Source organism: Phytoactinopolyspora endophytica (assembly GCF_004138495.1).
GTDB classification, from domain to species: domain Bacteria; phylum Actinomycetota; class Actinomycetes; order Jiangellales; family Jiangellaceae; genus Phytoactinopolyspora; species Phytoactinopolyspora endophytica.
The window spans coordinates 69,433-82,798 of sequence record NZ_ML142869.1 but is presented as its reverse complement, the minus strand read 5'-3'; the positions used below and the strand labels follow the sequence as shown (position 1 = coordinate 82,798).

At 66.5% G+C, this 13,366-nt stretch carries 14 protein-coding genes; 6 read left to right on the top strand and 8 right to left on the bottom strand.

Features of this window, described 5'->3' with window-relative positions:
* Nucleotides 1-275, bottom strand: a 275-nt coding sequence (locus ELR45_RS39535) for a thiaminase II/PqqC family protein (protein ID WP_205857502.1), incomplete at its 3' end; no start/stop codon positions are given.
* Nucleotides 276-335: 60 nt separating this feature from the next.
* Nucleotides 336-1,298: a threonine ammonia-lyase gene (locus ELR45_RS29290; protein WP_129669455.1), complete on the bottom strand. Its 963-nt coding sequence runs from the start codon at nt 1,296-1,298 to the stop codon at nt 336-338.
* A 246-nt stretch (nt 1,299-1,544) separates the two neighbouring features.
* On the opposite strand from ELR45_RS29290, the gene ELR45_RS29285 reads away from it, so the two are divergent.
* Together ELR45_RS29285 and ELR45_RS29280 are read left to right on the top strand one after the other, a co-directional pair.
* Nucleotides 1,545-2,708, top strand: coding sequence for an aminoglycoside phosphotransferase/kinase family protein (locus tag ELR45_RS29285; protein ID WP_129669454.1), 1,164 nt, complete (start codon nt 1,545-1,547; stop codon nt 2,706-2,708).
* A 167-nt stretch (nt 2,709-2,875) separates the two neighbouring features.
* Nucleotides 2,876-3,121, top strand: a complete 246-nt coding sequence (locus ELR45_RS29280) for a hypothetical protein (RefSeq protein WP_129669453.1) — start codon at nt 2,876-2,878, stop codon at nt 3,119-3,121.
* Nucleotides 3,122-3,403: 282 nt separating this feature from the next.
* Here ELR45_RS29280 and ELR45_RS29275 read toward each other — a convergent pair whose 3' ends face one another.
* Nucleotides 3,404-3,937 carry a DUF488 domain-containing protein gene (locus tag ELR45_RS29275; protein ID WP_205857501.1) on the bottom strand — a complete coding sequence of 178 codons (534 nt, stop codon included), beginning with the start codon at nt 3,935-3,937 and terminating at the stop codon, nt 3,404-3,406.
* A gap of 149 nt (nt 3,938-4,086) precedes the next feature.
* Between ELR45_RS29275 and ELR45_RS29270 the strand changes: the two genes are divergently transcribed.
* The 3 genes from ELR45_RS29270 to ELR45_RS29260 are packed head-to-tail and all read left to right on the top strand — an operon-like array spanning nt 4,087 to nt 6,515.
* Nucleotides 4,087-4,818, top strand: a complete 732-nt coding sequence (locus tag ELR45_RS29270; RefSeq protein ID WP_129669451.1) for a winged helix-turn-helix domain-containing protein — start codon at nt 4,087-4,089, stop codon at nt 4,816-4,818.
* Nucleotides 4,808-5,797 carry an ABC transporter ATP-binding protein gene (locus ELR45_RS29265; protein ID WP_129669450.1) on the top strand — a complete coding sequence of 330 codons (990 nt, stop codon included), beginning with the start codon at nt 4,808-4,810 and terminating at the stop codon, nt 5,795-5,797. Before ELR45_RS29270 ends, ELR45_RS29265 begins: the two co-directional genes overlap by 11 nt.
* The gene (locus ELR45_RS29260) at nt 5,778-6,515 is read left to right on the top strand and encodes an ABC transporter permease (RefSeq protein ID WP_129669449.1); all 738 of its coding nucleotides are present in this window, start codon (nt 5,778-5,780) and stop codon (nt 6,513-6,515) included. The genes ELR45_RS29265 and ELR45_RS29260 overlap by 20 nt, the downstream gene beginning before the upstream one ends.
* Before the next feature lie 10 nt (nt 6,516-6,525).
* On the opposite strand, the gene ELR45_RS29255 is transcribed toward ELR45_RS29260, so the two are convergent.
* The 4 genes from ELR45_RS29255 to ELR45_RS29240 form a co-directional block, all read right to left on the bottom strand.
* Complete coding sequence (locus tag ELR45_RS29255; protein WP_129669448.1) at nt 6,526-8,925, bottom strand: ATP-binding cassette domain-containing protein; 2,400 nt, start codon at nt 8,923-8,925, stop codon at nt 6,526-6,528.
* Between the two features lie 60 nt (nt 8,926-8,985).
* Complete coding sequence (locus ELR45_RS29250; RefSeq protein WP_129669447.1) at nt 8,986-9,399, bottom strand: VOC family protein; 414 nt, start codon at nt 9,397-9,399, stop codon at nt 8,986-8,988.
* A gap of 5 nt (nt 9,400-9,404) precedes the next feature.
* Complete coding sequence (locus ELR45_RS29245; protein ID WP_129669446.1) at nt 9,405-9,854, bottom strand: helix-turn-helix transcriptional regulator; 450 nt, start codon at nt 9,852-9,854, stop codon at nt 9,405-9,407.
* Between the two features lie 61 nt (nt 9,855-9,915).
* Complete coding sequence (locus ELR45_RS29240; RefSeq protein ID WP_129669445.1) at nt 9,916-10,692, bottom strand: GNAT family N-acetyltransferase; 777 nt, start codon at nt 10,690-10,692, stop codon at nt 9,916-9,918.
* Between the two features lie 194 nt (nt 10,693-10,886).
* On the opposite strand from ELR45_RS29240, the gene ELR45_RS29235 reads away from it, so the two are divergent.
* Nucleotides 10,887-11,981 (top strand): M48 family metalloprotease, encoded by a 1,095-nt coding sequence (locus tag ELR45_RS29235; RefSeq protein ID WP_129669444.1) that lies wholly within the window; start codon nt 10,887-10,889, stop codon nt 11,979-11,981.
* A 12-nt stretch (nt 11,982-11,993) separates the two neighbouring features.
* On the opposite strand, the gene ELR45_RS29230 is transcribed toward ELR45_RS29235, so the two are convergent.
* The gene (locus ELR45_RS29230; protein ID WP_129669443.1) at nt 11,994-12,854 is read right to left on the bottom strand and encodes an EamA family transporter; all 861 of its coding nucleotides are present in this window, start codon (nt 12,852-12,854) and stop codon (nt 11,994-11,996) included.
* Between the last annotated feature and the right edge of the window lie 512 nt (nt 12,855-13,366).

The following is a 13,366-nucleotide window of genomic DNA, read 5'->3' as shown; positions in this document are numbered from 1 at the left end:
TGACCAAGAGCGACACCCTCACCGTGGGCGAGGCCGAGAAAGAACTCGCCCGCCTCGGAGTCGGCATACCGCGCGGCGAGGTACGCGAAGCTTCGGCGGTCGCTGGTGATGATCCAATGCTGCTCACCCGCGAAGTGTTCCAGTGCGGCCTTGGGAACGTCACCTGCGGCGAGTGCAGCGAGGAACGGATGGCTCGCGAGCTTCTGCTCGACGGAGGAGAGCTCGGTGCGGACCTCGTCGACGAGTTCCGCGGCTGTGGGCGTGTTCGACGTCATGGGGACCTCCGCGTGGGCGATGGCGGGTCGTCACGTGATGTATCAGCGCCGACTCAATGATCAACCGATGGCGAGGATCTCCGCCAGCAGCGCCGGGTCGGCGTTTCCGCCGCTGGCGACGGCGACCGTCCTGGTGGCCTCTGGAAGCCGTTCACGCGCGTACAGATAGGCGGCGGTGGCGGCCGCGCCGCTGGGCTCGGCGACGAGCCGTCCGTCGACGACGAGCGTCCGCATCGTCGAACGCATCTCGTCCTCGGAGACCGTGACGATGTCGTCGACATAGGCCCGGATGTGCTCCCAGGGAAGGACGCCGACGGAGGCGGTGCGCAGGCCGTCGGCGATGGTCCGGTGGGTCTGCTCAGGCGACCACTCGACGCGTCGCCCGGTACGGAAACTGTCCGTGGCGTCGGCCGCGAGCTCCGGCTCGACGCCGACGACGCGCGCCTCGGGCCGCAGCGCCTTGATGGCCGTCGCTACGCCGGAGATGAGCCCTCCACCGCTGACCGGTACCAGGACCAGGTCGACGTCGGACAGGTCGTCGGCGATCTCCGCGCCGATGGTGCCCTGTCCGGCGATGATGGCCGCGTCGTCGAACGGCGGGACCAGGACGTAGCCGCGGTCGGCGACGAGCTGACGGGGGACGACATCGCGTTCCGCCGGTGGCACGAGGATCACCTCGGCGCCCAGCGCCTTGGTGGCAGCCACCTTGTGGGCGGGCGCGGTGTCGGGGATGACGATGGTGGCCTTGGCGTCGAACATCCGCGCCGCGTATGCCACCGCCTGCGCATGGTTACCGCTGGAGGAGGCGACCAGGCCGCGGGCGCGCTCGTCTGCGGTGAGCGAGGCGATCTTGTTGAAGGCACCGCGGATCTTGAACGCGCCGATCGGCTGCAGCATCTCAGGTTTGATGAACAATTGGCCGTTGCCGGGCGCCCACGGCGCGGGGATGAGCGGGGTCCGTACGGCGACATCACCGATGCGATTCTGGGCCGCCCGGATGTCGGCGAGAGTGACGAGGTCCACGCCTTGACCTTATCCAACGTGTCGGACGGGGAAGTGTCCGCTCTGGTGCTCGCGAACGTGAGACGGCCGGAACAGCTATCCGTTGACCGGACTGTCGGAGATCGTGTAGCATTTTGCGCCACGTGGCTGGGGCTGCGTCGAGACTCGCCGGAAGGCTGGAAGCCACCCCAATGTCGTGATTGGCCAGAGCGAAGTACACGGTGCTCTCTTGTGGCCCGTGCGAGTCCGGGCAGGAGAGGACACGCTGTGAGATTTCTGCCTGACAACCCAAGTCTCGACTTTCTGCGCAAAGAGGCTAAGGACTTCCACACTGCGCTGCGTGAATCCAACCCCGAAGCATCGCTGGCGGAGGCACAACGGATACTCGCCGTCGAGTACGGCATGCGCGATTGGCCCGAGCTTAAGTCCGAGGTCGAGCGCCGGGCCGAGAGTGCGCCTGTGGCGCCCGACGGGTTCGCCGACGCGCTGGCCACAACGTTCGGCCTCGGCAGCGTCACCAGTCCGGCGTCACCTGTCTCGTTCACTCCGATGGGCCGCTGCTGGTCGATCACGACCGGGCGCGGTCGCTGGCTGGCCGTCACTGTGTACCCCTGGATCACCAATGCGCAGGCCGAAGTCGGCGCTCAGCTACGCGATGCGGCGGTTGCCGCCGGTATAGCCGCGCCGACTCCGGTTCGCAGTCCTCAAGGTCTTCTGATCGAAACCGTGGAGGCCCAGGCCTGGCGGGTTCATGAGTGGATCGACGTTGGGCCCTCGCCGGTGACCCCAACGCTCGCGGCGGTGGCTCGCCGGATCGGCACGATTTACGGGACGCTTCACTCCCTGGCTATCCCGAGCGAATCGCCTATCAACCCGTACATGACCTCGCGGCCGCCCGACTCGGAATGGGAAGGTCTGCTCGATCGAGCCCGCGCCGCCGGCAAACCCTGGGCGGAGCAGCTGGGCGATGCACTCCCGGCGATCTTTGACTTGTGCACTGTCGAGTCCGACATCGACGGCAGCGAGGTCATTCTCTGCAATTGCAACCTCATCCCGGAAAATGTCCGCACAAGTCACAATGACGAGCTGGTGGTCACCGAATGGGACTTCGCCGGGTCTCTCACCTCCGAACTCGAACTCGGATCCGCACTCACGCACTGGACGCTGCGACCATCGATCAACGGGAATGCGGCGGCGGCGTTCCGCGACGGTTACGTTCATGCCGCAGGCCAATGGCCAAGGCTCGGACTCGCGTCCTTCTCGGTCGCGATTACGGCGTACCTCAACTGGACTTACAACACGATCTGCGAAGCCATCGACCCGACTGACTCTGACCACGCCATATTCGCCGAGCGCGAGACCACTGACCTGCTGAAGCGGCCCATAACACGATCCTCACTGGAACAGTTGCTCGCGGCGCTCGAGGCATAGGGTCGTTTGCCGCGGCTCACTCGTCCAGTGGCAGCGTGTCGGGGACGTCATAGGCCGGCCACCCGTCGTCGCCGGCGCACCGCATCGTCGGGCGGGTTCGGTGCTTCTCCGGGCGGCCGGCCGTACGCCTCGGCCACTCCTCACCTCACTGATCACGGGAGCACTCGATGCTGACCATCGACCAGCAATACCGGATCCAACAGATCGAGAGCGAGAAGCAACTCCACCAACTGGAGATCCGCGAGGCCATTGACCGGCAACGCGCCGCCCAGAGACGTTCCCGGATCTCCAGGCGGCGAGCCCGCCGCCTCGAGATCGTCGCCCTTGCGCTGGCCACCTGCGCCGAAGTATTCGGCCACCTGGCCCGCGTCGTCCATGGGCGTGCCCGGCTACACCGGGCCGATGTTTCGTGATCCCGACGGACCTCGGATGCTCCGCAGCGACCTTGTCAGGCCTGCTGGCGCTGTCTCTACGCACAAACGAAACCTCGTGTGAGCGATGGTCTCGCCCACACGAGGTGTGGAGATGGCGCGGTGCATGTACCGCCGACGCGTCCGAGACGCTCAACCCGGCTGACCACGACCACGCCGTATTTCGTCGAGCGTGAGACCACTGACCTGCTGAAGCGGCCTATGACACGATCCTCGCTGGAACAGTTGCTCGCGGCGCTGGACGCATAGGATCGTTTGCCGCGGCTACTCGTCCAGTGGCAGCGTGTCGGGGACGTCGTAGACCGGCCACCCGTCGTCGCCGGCGCGCATCGTCGGACGGATGCGGTGCTTCTCTCGGCGGCCGACGTCGAGCAGGTGAACCACGTCGGTGCCCTGGCAGGCCAGAGCGTCGGCGATGAACGACCGGTGACAGCGCCACCAGAGCGTCTCAGCACACATGACGGCTAACTGCTCGTCGCCCGAGCGGGTGATCAGCTCGGCTGTCGCTCGCCGGAACTCAGGGGTGTCCATGTGGTCGGCGTAGCCGCCGAACGCGGCGTTGATCAGCGCCGTGTGCCGGGTGTCCTCACGACGATCCCGGCGTCCGCCGAGCTCATCACCTTGCCATTCATACCGGATGCCGTGGTCGTAGACGCCGGAGGCGAGCGCTTCCCGGCCGAACTGTGGGTGCTTGCGTGATCCAGGGAACCGTCGTACGTCGATGAGAACCTCGACAGCGGCGTCTTGGAGCACGGCGACGAATGCCTCGGCCGGCCGCGCACCGTGCCCGACGGTCATGACGGCCGGCATGACAGGTCCCGTTCCGGCTGCTCGCTGCGGTGCATCGTTTCATGCTAGGACGCCAGTGACCTCACGTGCTGTGACGATGGTCCGAATCGTCGAAAGGGCCCTTGCGAAAGAAGGCTATCGAAAGATAGTTTTTGAGGATGTCGACGAATGAGGACGAGCAGACAGAGGGCCGGAACGAGCCGGGGGAGAGCGGATCGACAGGCGACGACGCGTCCGAGTTCTCGATACCGCAGCGTGAGCTGCGTGATCCCGCTGAACTGCGTGCTCTCGCACATCCGGTGCGGCTCGCCATCATGGACCACCTGGTGCAGCTGGGCTCCGGGACGGCTACCGAGCTCGCCGAGCAGTTGCAGGACGAGTCGCCCGCGAACTGCTCGTGGCACCTCCGGCAGCTGGCACGTTACGGCTTCGTCGAAGAGGCCGGTAGCGGCCCAGGCAGGCAGCGGCGCTGGAAGCCCGTGATCGAAGGCACCACGTTCGGGACCGGCGACGATACCCCCGAGCTGGCCCGTGCTGTTGATGCCGTTGACGAGGTGATGCTGAACCGCGAGATGGCAAGGATGCGCTCATGGCGTGCCTCGAAGCGTGTTGAACCCGCCCGATGGCGGGAGAACACCGTCGAGTCGTACAGCTGGACATGGATGACCGCGGAGGAAATGGCCGCGTTCCGGGCCGATTTCGGCGCGCTGCTGGAACGGCACGTTCTATCCAGGCTCGACGAACGGGTCGACCCGGAGCGGCGGCCCGCTGACGCCCGGCCTGTCCGGCTGGTCACGTGGCTTATCCCCGCGGGTCCGCCCGGGGACGCTCACGACGAAGAGACAACCGGCCACGCAGAAGGCGCGGAGGAGGACACGGATGAGCGCTGACGCGCCTGTGCTTGAGATCGAGCACGTGACGAAGGAGTACCGCAAGGGACTCCGGGCCAATGACGATGTGTCCCTGCAGGTGTCGGCCGGCGAGGTGTACGGGTTGCTCGGCCACAACGGAGCCGGAAAGACCACGTTGCTCAATCAGGTGGTCGGGATCGCCAAGCCCACAGCCGGAGGCATACGGATCGGCGGCAAGGACGCGATCGCTGCCCCGGAGATGGCACGTCGGGTCTGTTCACTGCAACCTCAAGCACAGGCACCGTTGGATGGTGTGTCGCCGCGAGAGGCCATCGAACTGATGGCGCGGATCCGTGGTGCGGCTCGGAAGCGTGCGAGGCGGCGCGCGGACGAGCTGATCGAAGCGCTCGACATCGGCGAGTGGGCCGGCGCGAAGGGAGAACGCCTCTCCGGTGGTGTTCGCCGGTTGACGGCGTTTGCGATGGCAGCGGCGGAGCCCGGCCGATTGGTGATGTTCGACGAACCGACCAACGACGTGGACCCGGTGCGCCGACGCGTCCTGTGGGGACAAGTCCGCACGCTAGCCGAGAACGGGTGCGCGGTCCTCTTGGTCACGCACAACGTGGTCGAGGCGGAGCGAGCGGTCGATCGGCTGGCGATTCTCGACCGCGGACGCGTCGTCGCACAGGGCGCACCGGCCGACCTACGCGGTGACGACGCCGACCGGCTGCGGCTCGAGGTCACCGCGGTGGACAGCTCGGTGGCTCGGAGCCTGGCGGACGAGTTCGATGGCGCGGACGCCGCCGTCGTCGTCGGACGGCGCATGATGGTCGCGGTCAAGGCCGACGATTGCTCGGCCGCGCTGTCGTGGGCACAGGTGCACCAGCGCGCCGGTCTGGTCGACGAGTTCTCGTTCAACCCGGTGAGTCTCGAAGACATCTACATCCGGCTCGTCGGCTCGGCTGACGGCGTCGGCGACGGCACGGTGGAGGGTGGACATGCGTCACTGGCTGCGTAGCTTCGGGCTGCTTCTGAAATGGAACGTCCTGCGCCTGCGGACCGAACTGCCGATCTTCTTGGCGATCCAGACGTTGATGTCGGCGGGGATCGTCGTGGGCTTCTCGCTGCTGATCCCGTGGGTCGACGACGTAGCGGCCCTCTATCTGACATCTGGTGCGATGACCGTCTCATTGATCACCGTGGGCATGGTCATGGCGCCCCAGCTCGTCGCGCAGCGCAAGGAGAAGGGCCTGCTCGACTACCAGCGTTCGATGCCCGTGCCGCGGCTGGCCATGATGGCGGCGGACGCGGCGGTATGGATCGTCGTTGCGCTACCGGGACTGGCGATGACGCTTCTCGTATCCGTCCTGAGATTCGACCTCGACATCTCGGTCAGTCCGTTGTTGGTGCCTGCGGTCCTCCTCGTCAGCGCCGGGACCGCGGGCGTCGGCTATTGCATCGCGTACACGGTGAAACCCGCCCTCGTGGGCTTGATCACCAACCTCGTCCTCATCGTGGCGCTGATGTTCGCGCCGATCAACTACCCAGCGGAGCGGCTCCCCGGTTGGGCCGCGGACGTGCACCAGTGGCTTCCGTTCCAATACATGGCGCAAGCGGTGCGGGAGACCATCGACGCGTCCGGCGCCGGGATCGCGGTGCTTCCGTTCGTCGTGCTCGCGGCGTGGGCAGCCCTGGGGCTCATGGTGACCTCGCGTGTCATGACCCGGCGCGCATAGGGGCCTTCGTTCAGCTGCCGGTGTAGGCCTCGAGGTGCTCGCCGGTGAGGGTGGAGGGGTTCGTGACGAGGTCGGCGGGTGTGCCCTCGAAGACGATCCGGCCGCCGTCGTGGCCGGCACCCGGGCCGAGATCGATGATCCAGTCGGCATGCGCCATGACCGCTTGGTGGTGCTCGATGACGATGACCGACTTGCCGGAGTCGACGAGCCGGTCGAGCAGGGCGAGCAACTGCTCGACGTCGGCGAGGTGCAGGCCGGTGGTCGGCTCGTCGAGGATGTAGACGCCGCCCTTCTCGACCATGCGAGTGGCCAGCTTGAGCCGCTGCCGCTCACCACCGGAGAGCGTCGTGAGCGGTTGGCCGAGCTTGAGGTAACCCAGCCCGACCTCGGCGAGCCGGTCGAGGATCTTGTGTGCGGCCGGCGTACGCGCCTCACCGGCGCCGAGGAACTCCTCGGCCTCGGTGACCGACATCGCCAGCACCTCGCTGATGTCCTTACCGACGTCATTGCCGCCGAGTCGATATTCCAGTACCGCTGCCTGGAACCGCTTGCCCTCGCACTCCTCGCAAGTAGTGGCGACGGTCTCCATGACGCCCAGCTCGGTGTAGATCACACCTGCGCCATTGCATGTGGGGCACGCGCCCTCGGAGTTGGCACTGAACAACGCGGGCTTGACGCCGTTAGCCTTCGCGAACGCCTTGCGGATCGGCTCGAGCAGCCCGGTGTAGGTGGCGGGGTTGGAACGCCGGGAGCCCTTGATGGCGGTCTGATCGACGACGATCACCTCGTCACGTCCTGCGAGGTTTCCGTGGATCAGGGAACTCTTGCCGGAGCCGGCGACACCGGTGACGACGGTCAGAACACCGGTGGGGACGTCGACGTCGACATCCTGGAGGTTGTTCTGCCGCGCCCCGCGGATCTGAAGTGCACCGGTGGGTTTGCGTATGGATTTCTTGAGGCTGGCCCGGTCGTCGAGGTGGCGGCCGGTGAGGGTCTCGCTCTCTCGCAGCCCTTCGACGGTGCCCTCGAAACAGACGCTGCCACCTACTGTGCCTGCGCCGGGACCGAGGTCGACGACATGGTCGGCGATCGCGATCGTTTCGGGCTTGTGCTCCACGACCAGCACGGTGTTGCCCTTGTCGCGCAATCGCAGCAGCAGGTTGTTCATCCGCTGAATGTCGTGCGGATGCAGGCCGATGGTCGGTTCGTCGAAGACGTAGGTGACATCCGTCAGCGCCGAGCCGAGGTGGCGGATCATCTTGGTGCGCTGGGCCTCGCCACCGGACAACGTGCCCGCCGGCCGATCGAGGCTGAGGTAGCCGAGCCCGATCTCCACGAACGAATCGAGGGTGTCTCCCAGCGTCGTCAGCAGCGGCGCCACGGAGGGCTCGTCCAAGCCGCGAACCCAGTCGGCTAGGTCGCTGATCTGCATCGCGCACACGTCGGCGATGCTGAGCCCCTTGATCTTCGACGACCGGGCGGCCTCACTGAGCCGGGTGCCATCGCACTCGGGGCACGCGGTGAAGGTGATCGCCCGGTCGACGAAAGCCCGGATGTGCGGCTGCATCGCCTCCCGGTCCTTGGACAGCATCGACTTCTGGATCTTCGGGATCACGCCCTCGTAGGTCAGGTTGACACCCTCCACCTTGATCTTCTCGGGCTCGCCGTAGAGCAGCTTGTTCAGCTCAGCCTCGGTGAACTTCCCGATCGGCTTGTCCATGGGCAAGCCGGCGCCGCCGAAGATGCGTCCGTACCAGCCGTCCATGCTGTAGCCGGGGATGGTGAGCGCGCCCTCGCTGAGCGGCTTGCTGTCGTCGTAGAGCTGGGTCAGATCGAAGTCTGTCACCCTGCCCATGCCCTCGCAGCGCGGGCACATGCCGCCGGTGATGCTGAACTCGCGGCGCTCCTTCACGGTCTTTCCGCCCTGCTCGAAGGTGACAGCACCCGCCCCGCTGATCGATGCGACGTTGAAGGAGAACGCCTGAGGCGATCCGATGTGCGGATCCCCGAGCCGGCTGAACAAGATGCGCAGGAGCGCGTTCGCATCGGTGGCGGTGCCCACGGTCGAGCGTGGGTTGGCGCCCATCCGCTCCTGGTCCACGATGATCGCGGTGGTCAGCCCGTCCAGCAGATCGACGTCGGGCCGGGCCATGCTCGGCATGAAGCCCTGCAAGAAGGCGCTGTACGTCTCGTTGATCATCCGCTGCGACTCGGCCGCGATCGTGGCGAACACCAGCGAGCTCTTGCCCGAGCCGGAGACACCGGTGAACACCGTGAGCCGGCGTTTCGGGATCTCGACGCTGACATCCTTGAGGTTGTTCTCACGGGCGCCATGCACGCGGATCAGGTCGTGGCTGTCGGCAACGTGCACTGCGGGCGACTGTGTGTCCGTCCTCGTGGCCATGCTCATGTGTCTCCATCTGTTACGCGGGCCGTCGGTGCGGGGGCATGGCTGCGATTGCCGGACGGCTCAGCGCAGCTCCTGGATGCGGATCAGGTTGCCGGATGGATCGCGGACCGCGCAGTCACGAACGCCCCACGGCTGATCGGTCGGTTCCTGGACGATCTCGGCCTCGCCGGCCTGTAGCTGCTCGAACGTGCCGTCGAGGTCGGGGGTGGCTAGGTTGACGCCCGAGTAGGTGCCCTTGGCCATCATCTCGGTGATGGCGCGGACCTCGTCGTCGGTCTTGCCGCATCCCTCGGGTGCCGGCGGCTCCAAGACGATGGACGTGCTGGGTTGGTTGGCGGGCCCGACCGTGATCCAGCGCATCCCGCCGTATCCGACGTCGCCGCGGACCTCCATGCCGAGGGTGTCGCGATAGAAGGCCAGCGAGGCGTCCGGGTCGCTGTGCGGGAGGAAACTTTGGTGAATGGTGATGTCCATGGCGGCTACGTTAGCTGCGGCTGCGTGACCGGCGCTTCTCGATTCCTGATCGGTCTGGTCACCTGTTTGGCCACGCACGGCGGCATCCCCATCGTGGCGCGAGCCGCCTGGCGCCGATAGACGCTGGGCGGCATACCGACGAGCTCGGCGAAACGGGTGCTGAAGGTGCCCAACGACGAGCAGCCGACCGCGAAGCAGACCTCCGTGACGCTGAGGTCGCCACGACGCAGCAGCGCCATCGCGCGCTCGATGCGCCGCGTCATCAGATAGGCGTACGGCGACTCGCCGTAGGCGAGCCGGAACGCACGGCTGAGATGCCCGGCCGACATGTTCACGCCGCGAGCGAGCGCCTCGACGTCAAGCGGCTGCGCGTACTCCCGGTCGATCCGGTCACGGACGCGGCGCAGCTGCGCAAGGTCGCGCAAGTGCTGCGCTGTGGCGGGTCTGCTGGTCACCTGCACGATCCTGCCATGACTCGCCGGAGTTGCCTAGCGGCATTGTGACCACTGCAGGTTCTTAGTGCGTGCACAGGTACGGGGTGGTGGTGCTCAACGGCGTGAACCCGAGCCGCTGCAGTATGGGACGGCTCTGGCTGGACGCGTCGACCTGCATGTAGCGGTAACCACCCTCGGCTGCGATGCGAGCACGGTAGGCGACGGTCGCCCGATAGATGCCCTGCCCACGCCACTCTCCGATGGTGCCGCCACCCCACAGGCTCGCGAAACGGGTGCCCGGGTGTAACTCCATCCGCGCGGAGCTCACAGGCCGATCACCGGCCATGGCAACGACCACGGCGACGGTCTCCGGTGCCTCGCGGAGCTGAGCACGCAGTTGGTGGCCGATCCAGGAGCTGTCCGTACCGAACGCCCGATCGTGGACCTCCGTCACCAGATCCACGTCCGCCCCGTCAGTCACAGGGTGCAGGTGCACGCCATCTGGGAGCTCGATGTTGGCTGGCAGGTCATGAACCTCGGCGACCATCAGCGTCTCCTCCGGCTCGGGCACGAAGCCGGCCTTGCGGAGCAGCCGGGGGAGGTTCCGTGGCTGATCGTGGGCGTACACCTTCCACTCGAAATCACGCCCCAAGGCTTTGAAATGCTCCACCTGCTCCGCTATGGCGGAGGCTGCAGACTCGGGATCGAGGTTCGACCAGATGATGCCGTTCCACCCGTCGTCGGTGCCGACTTGCCGCACGAGGTCGCCCATGTGCTCGACCTTGGCTCCGGGTGCGTCGGGCCGTGCGCCGCGTCGCATCTGCTCGTCGAACAATGCGAACACTGCATCATGATCCACCAGCTCATTGGAGCATTGAACCGATGAGCAGGGCAAATGAGATCTGATCGGCACAACGGACAGGCCGTGCGATGGAAAGGACAAACCCCGGCCGTCGAACAGCCGGCGATCCGAGTGCAAGCGGCCTTGCACCGGCGCCCAGTACTCTACCGTCGTCCGGGACCGTAGCCCGGGAGAGCAAGGAGTAGAGATCAGTGGACGACCGCGTGGAAATCCGGTGGCTTTGGCCGGTCATGTTCGTGTGGCTGGTCATCGTTGCTGTCTCGATCGGGTACGCCGTACTCGCCTGCTGGGCGGCCTGGGCCATGGGGATGTCGTGGTGGCTGGGCCTTCTGCTGCCGATGATCGCGCTGCTGGGAGCGGAGAGCTTCCGATGGATGCTCAAGGGTGGGCCGATCGGCGTGGAGCCGACGCGATGCGGCCCATCAGATCAGCCGGCGCTGCACGCGATCCTCGACCGGCTGTGCGCAGTCGCCGGCCAGGATAAGCCTGAGGTTCGGATTATCGACGTGGACGCTCCGAACTGCCTGGTGTATGTCGAGCCCGGGAAGCGGCCGACGCTGTGCGTGACCACAGGTCTGGTGGAGACGCTGGACAACGACCACCTGGAGGCGGTTCTTGCGCACGAGATCGCCCATATCGCACATCGCGACACACGGGTCATGGCCTTCGCGGAGGCCATGTCGGGATGGGCGGTCATGCTGCCCGGCGCGATCTTCATGCTCATGGGCCGGCTGGATCTGAAACTGTGCTGGGCTGCTCGATCGTGTGGCAAGGCATGGCGGCCGATGTTCGTCGAACGTGGTAAGTCCGGCCTTCCGGATACGGAGCCGGTGAGCCGTTTCTCGCCCCGTCAGGCACATAGACGGGTCATCTTGTTCGTGCTGGCGCGGATCGCCATCGCGCTCGCTGCGCTGTACCTGGTGATTCCGGCCATATGCCTCGGCGTGTTGGTGGCCATACCTGGCTTCGTGCTATCGACGCCACTGCCACGTCGTCGTGAAATGGCAGCGGATCGGACAGCCGCGCGAATCACTGGTGCGCCCGCTGTGCTGGCGGCGGCCCTCATCAAGGTATCGGATGCCGAGCAACGGGTCCCTGACGAGGACCTTCGTTCCAAGCGGCTGGCCTCGGCGCTGGCGATCGTCCCGTTCGACTCGTCGGTTCGGATCGACGGCAAGGAGCACAAGCCGGGGGCGGCGGCCCGGATGTTCGAGCCGCACCCGTCGATGAAGGCGCGACTGGCGCAGTTGGAGCGGATGTCCCGTCAGCTTGCCGCCGGCCGCTGACGTGTGCCGCGACTAGCCGAGGGCAAGCAGCACGACGCCCACGGCGACCGCGACGCTGGCACCCACGCGTATCCGGCCCATCGGTTCACGAAAGAGGACCGCGCCCAACAGGGCTGCGACAACGACGCTGCTCTCCCGCAAGGCGGCAACGGCGGCGAGCGTGCCTTTCGTCTGCGCCCACAGGACCAGACCGTAGGCGAGCATCGACATGATCGCCGTGCCGGTGGCCGCCAACCATGGCGTCGGCTTGGGGCTTTCCGCCGGGATCCATCGACTGTGCCGGAGCAACTTGACCGTGATGACGAACCCGGCGCTGTGCGCCGTGAGCAACCAGATGGTGTATCGGGCCGCGGATCCGCTGTTGCGGACGCCGATGCCGTCGAGCAGGGTGTATGTGGCGATGGTGAGACCGGTCAGGACGGCTGCTGCGATCGCCGCACGGTTGTGGCGGATGCGTCGCCATGGTGTCAGGCCGAGCACAGCGATGGCGGCGCCGATGATCACCACGCCCAATGCGGGCAGCAGGGCTAGGGGCTCATCGATCAGCGTGGCCGCGACGATGGCGACCACCATGGGACCGAGACCGCGAGCCAGGGGATAGGTCTGGTTGAAGTCACCCAGGCGGTAGGCGACGAGCAAGCCCATCATGTAGGCGACGTGAACCGCTGCGGATGCCGCGAGCCACGGCCAGGAGTCCTGGTGCGGTGGATCGACCAACCACACGAGCGCAAAGCCGATGACGACGACGGCGACGGACATCCGGGTGAACAGGCTGAAGCCATCGGACATCGCCTTCGCGATGGCGTTCCAGCCCGCGTGAAGGACGGCGGCGATAAGGACGACCAGAACGACGAGCGGAGTGGAGGCGGCCACGAAATGCTCCCGAGGGTAGGGGACACCGGGCCCTCAAGGCTTTTATCCAGTCAGGTGTGGCTCGCCGTCGCTATGACGCCGGAGCTGGTGCCGCTCGGTCCTGGCCATGCCGCCCTGATTGTGGGGAGTGCTTCGCCTGAACGAAGCCACGGGCGACGTGCGGAACCCTAGGCACAACCGCGTGCTGGTATCGACCATATCGCGTCGAGCCCCGCCCACGCCGCCAGGTTGACGGTGGTGGGCAGGGCTGTGAGCTGCTGTTGGTGGTGGTTCAGTGGGTGGTTGCGTCACTGGGCCAGTGGTGGTCGGCGCGGGGCCGGGCGTGGGAAGTTGCTCGTGCACGGTCCCGTGTGTGGTTCTGGTGTTGGGCGCCGGGTGCGGGTGGTGGTGACGATCGGTAGGTGTGTCCGGTGGGTGTCGTCGTTTCGACGATGTGCCGGTCGGGGTCGATGACGCGGACGGTCCAGCCGGGCATTTGGCGGGTGTGGTTGCCGCGTTGGCACACGCCGCGT

Bases quoted from the DNA above. Each gene is read 5' to 3' on its own strand.
- ELR45_RS29250 (WP_129669447.1), bottom strand. From the start codon at position 9,399: ATGGACATCACCATTCACCAAAGTTTCCTCCCGCACAGCGACCCGGAC.
- ELR45_RS29280 (WP_129669453.1), top strand. From the start codon at position 2,876: ATGCTGACCATCGACCAGCAATACCGGATCCAACAGATCGAGAGCGAG.
- ELR45_RS29260 (WP_129669449.1), top strand. From the start codon at position 5,778: ATGCGTCACTGGCTGCGTAGCTTCGGGCTGCTTCTGAAATGGAACGTC.
- ELR45_RS29270 (WP_129669451.1), top strand. From the start codon at position 4,087: ATGTCGACGAATGAGGACGAGCAGACAGAGGGCCGGAACGAGCCGGGG.
- ELR45_RS29265 (WP_129669450.1), top strand. From the start codon at position 4,808: ATGAGCGCTGACGCGCCTGTGCTTGAGATCGAGCACGTGACGAAGGAG.
- ELR45_RS29255 (WP_129669448.1), bottom strand. From the start codon at position 8,925: ATGAGCATGGCCACGAGGACGGACACACAGTCGCCCGCAGTGCACGTT.
- ELR45_RS29275 (WP_205857501.1), bottom strand. From the start codon at position 3,937: ATGACCGTCGGGCACGGTGCGCGGCCGGCCGAGGCATTCGTCGCCGTG.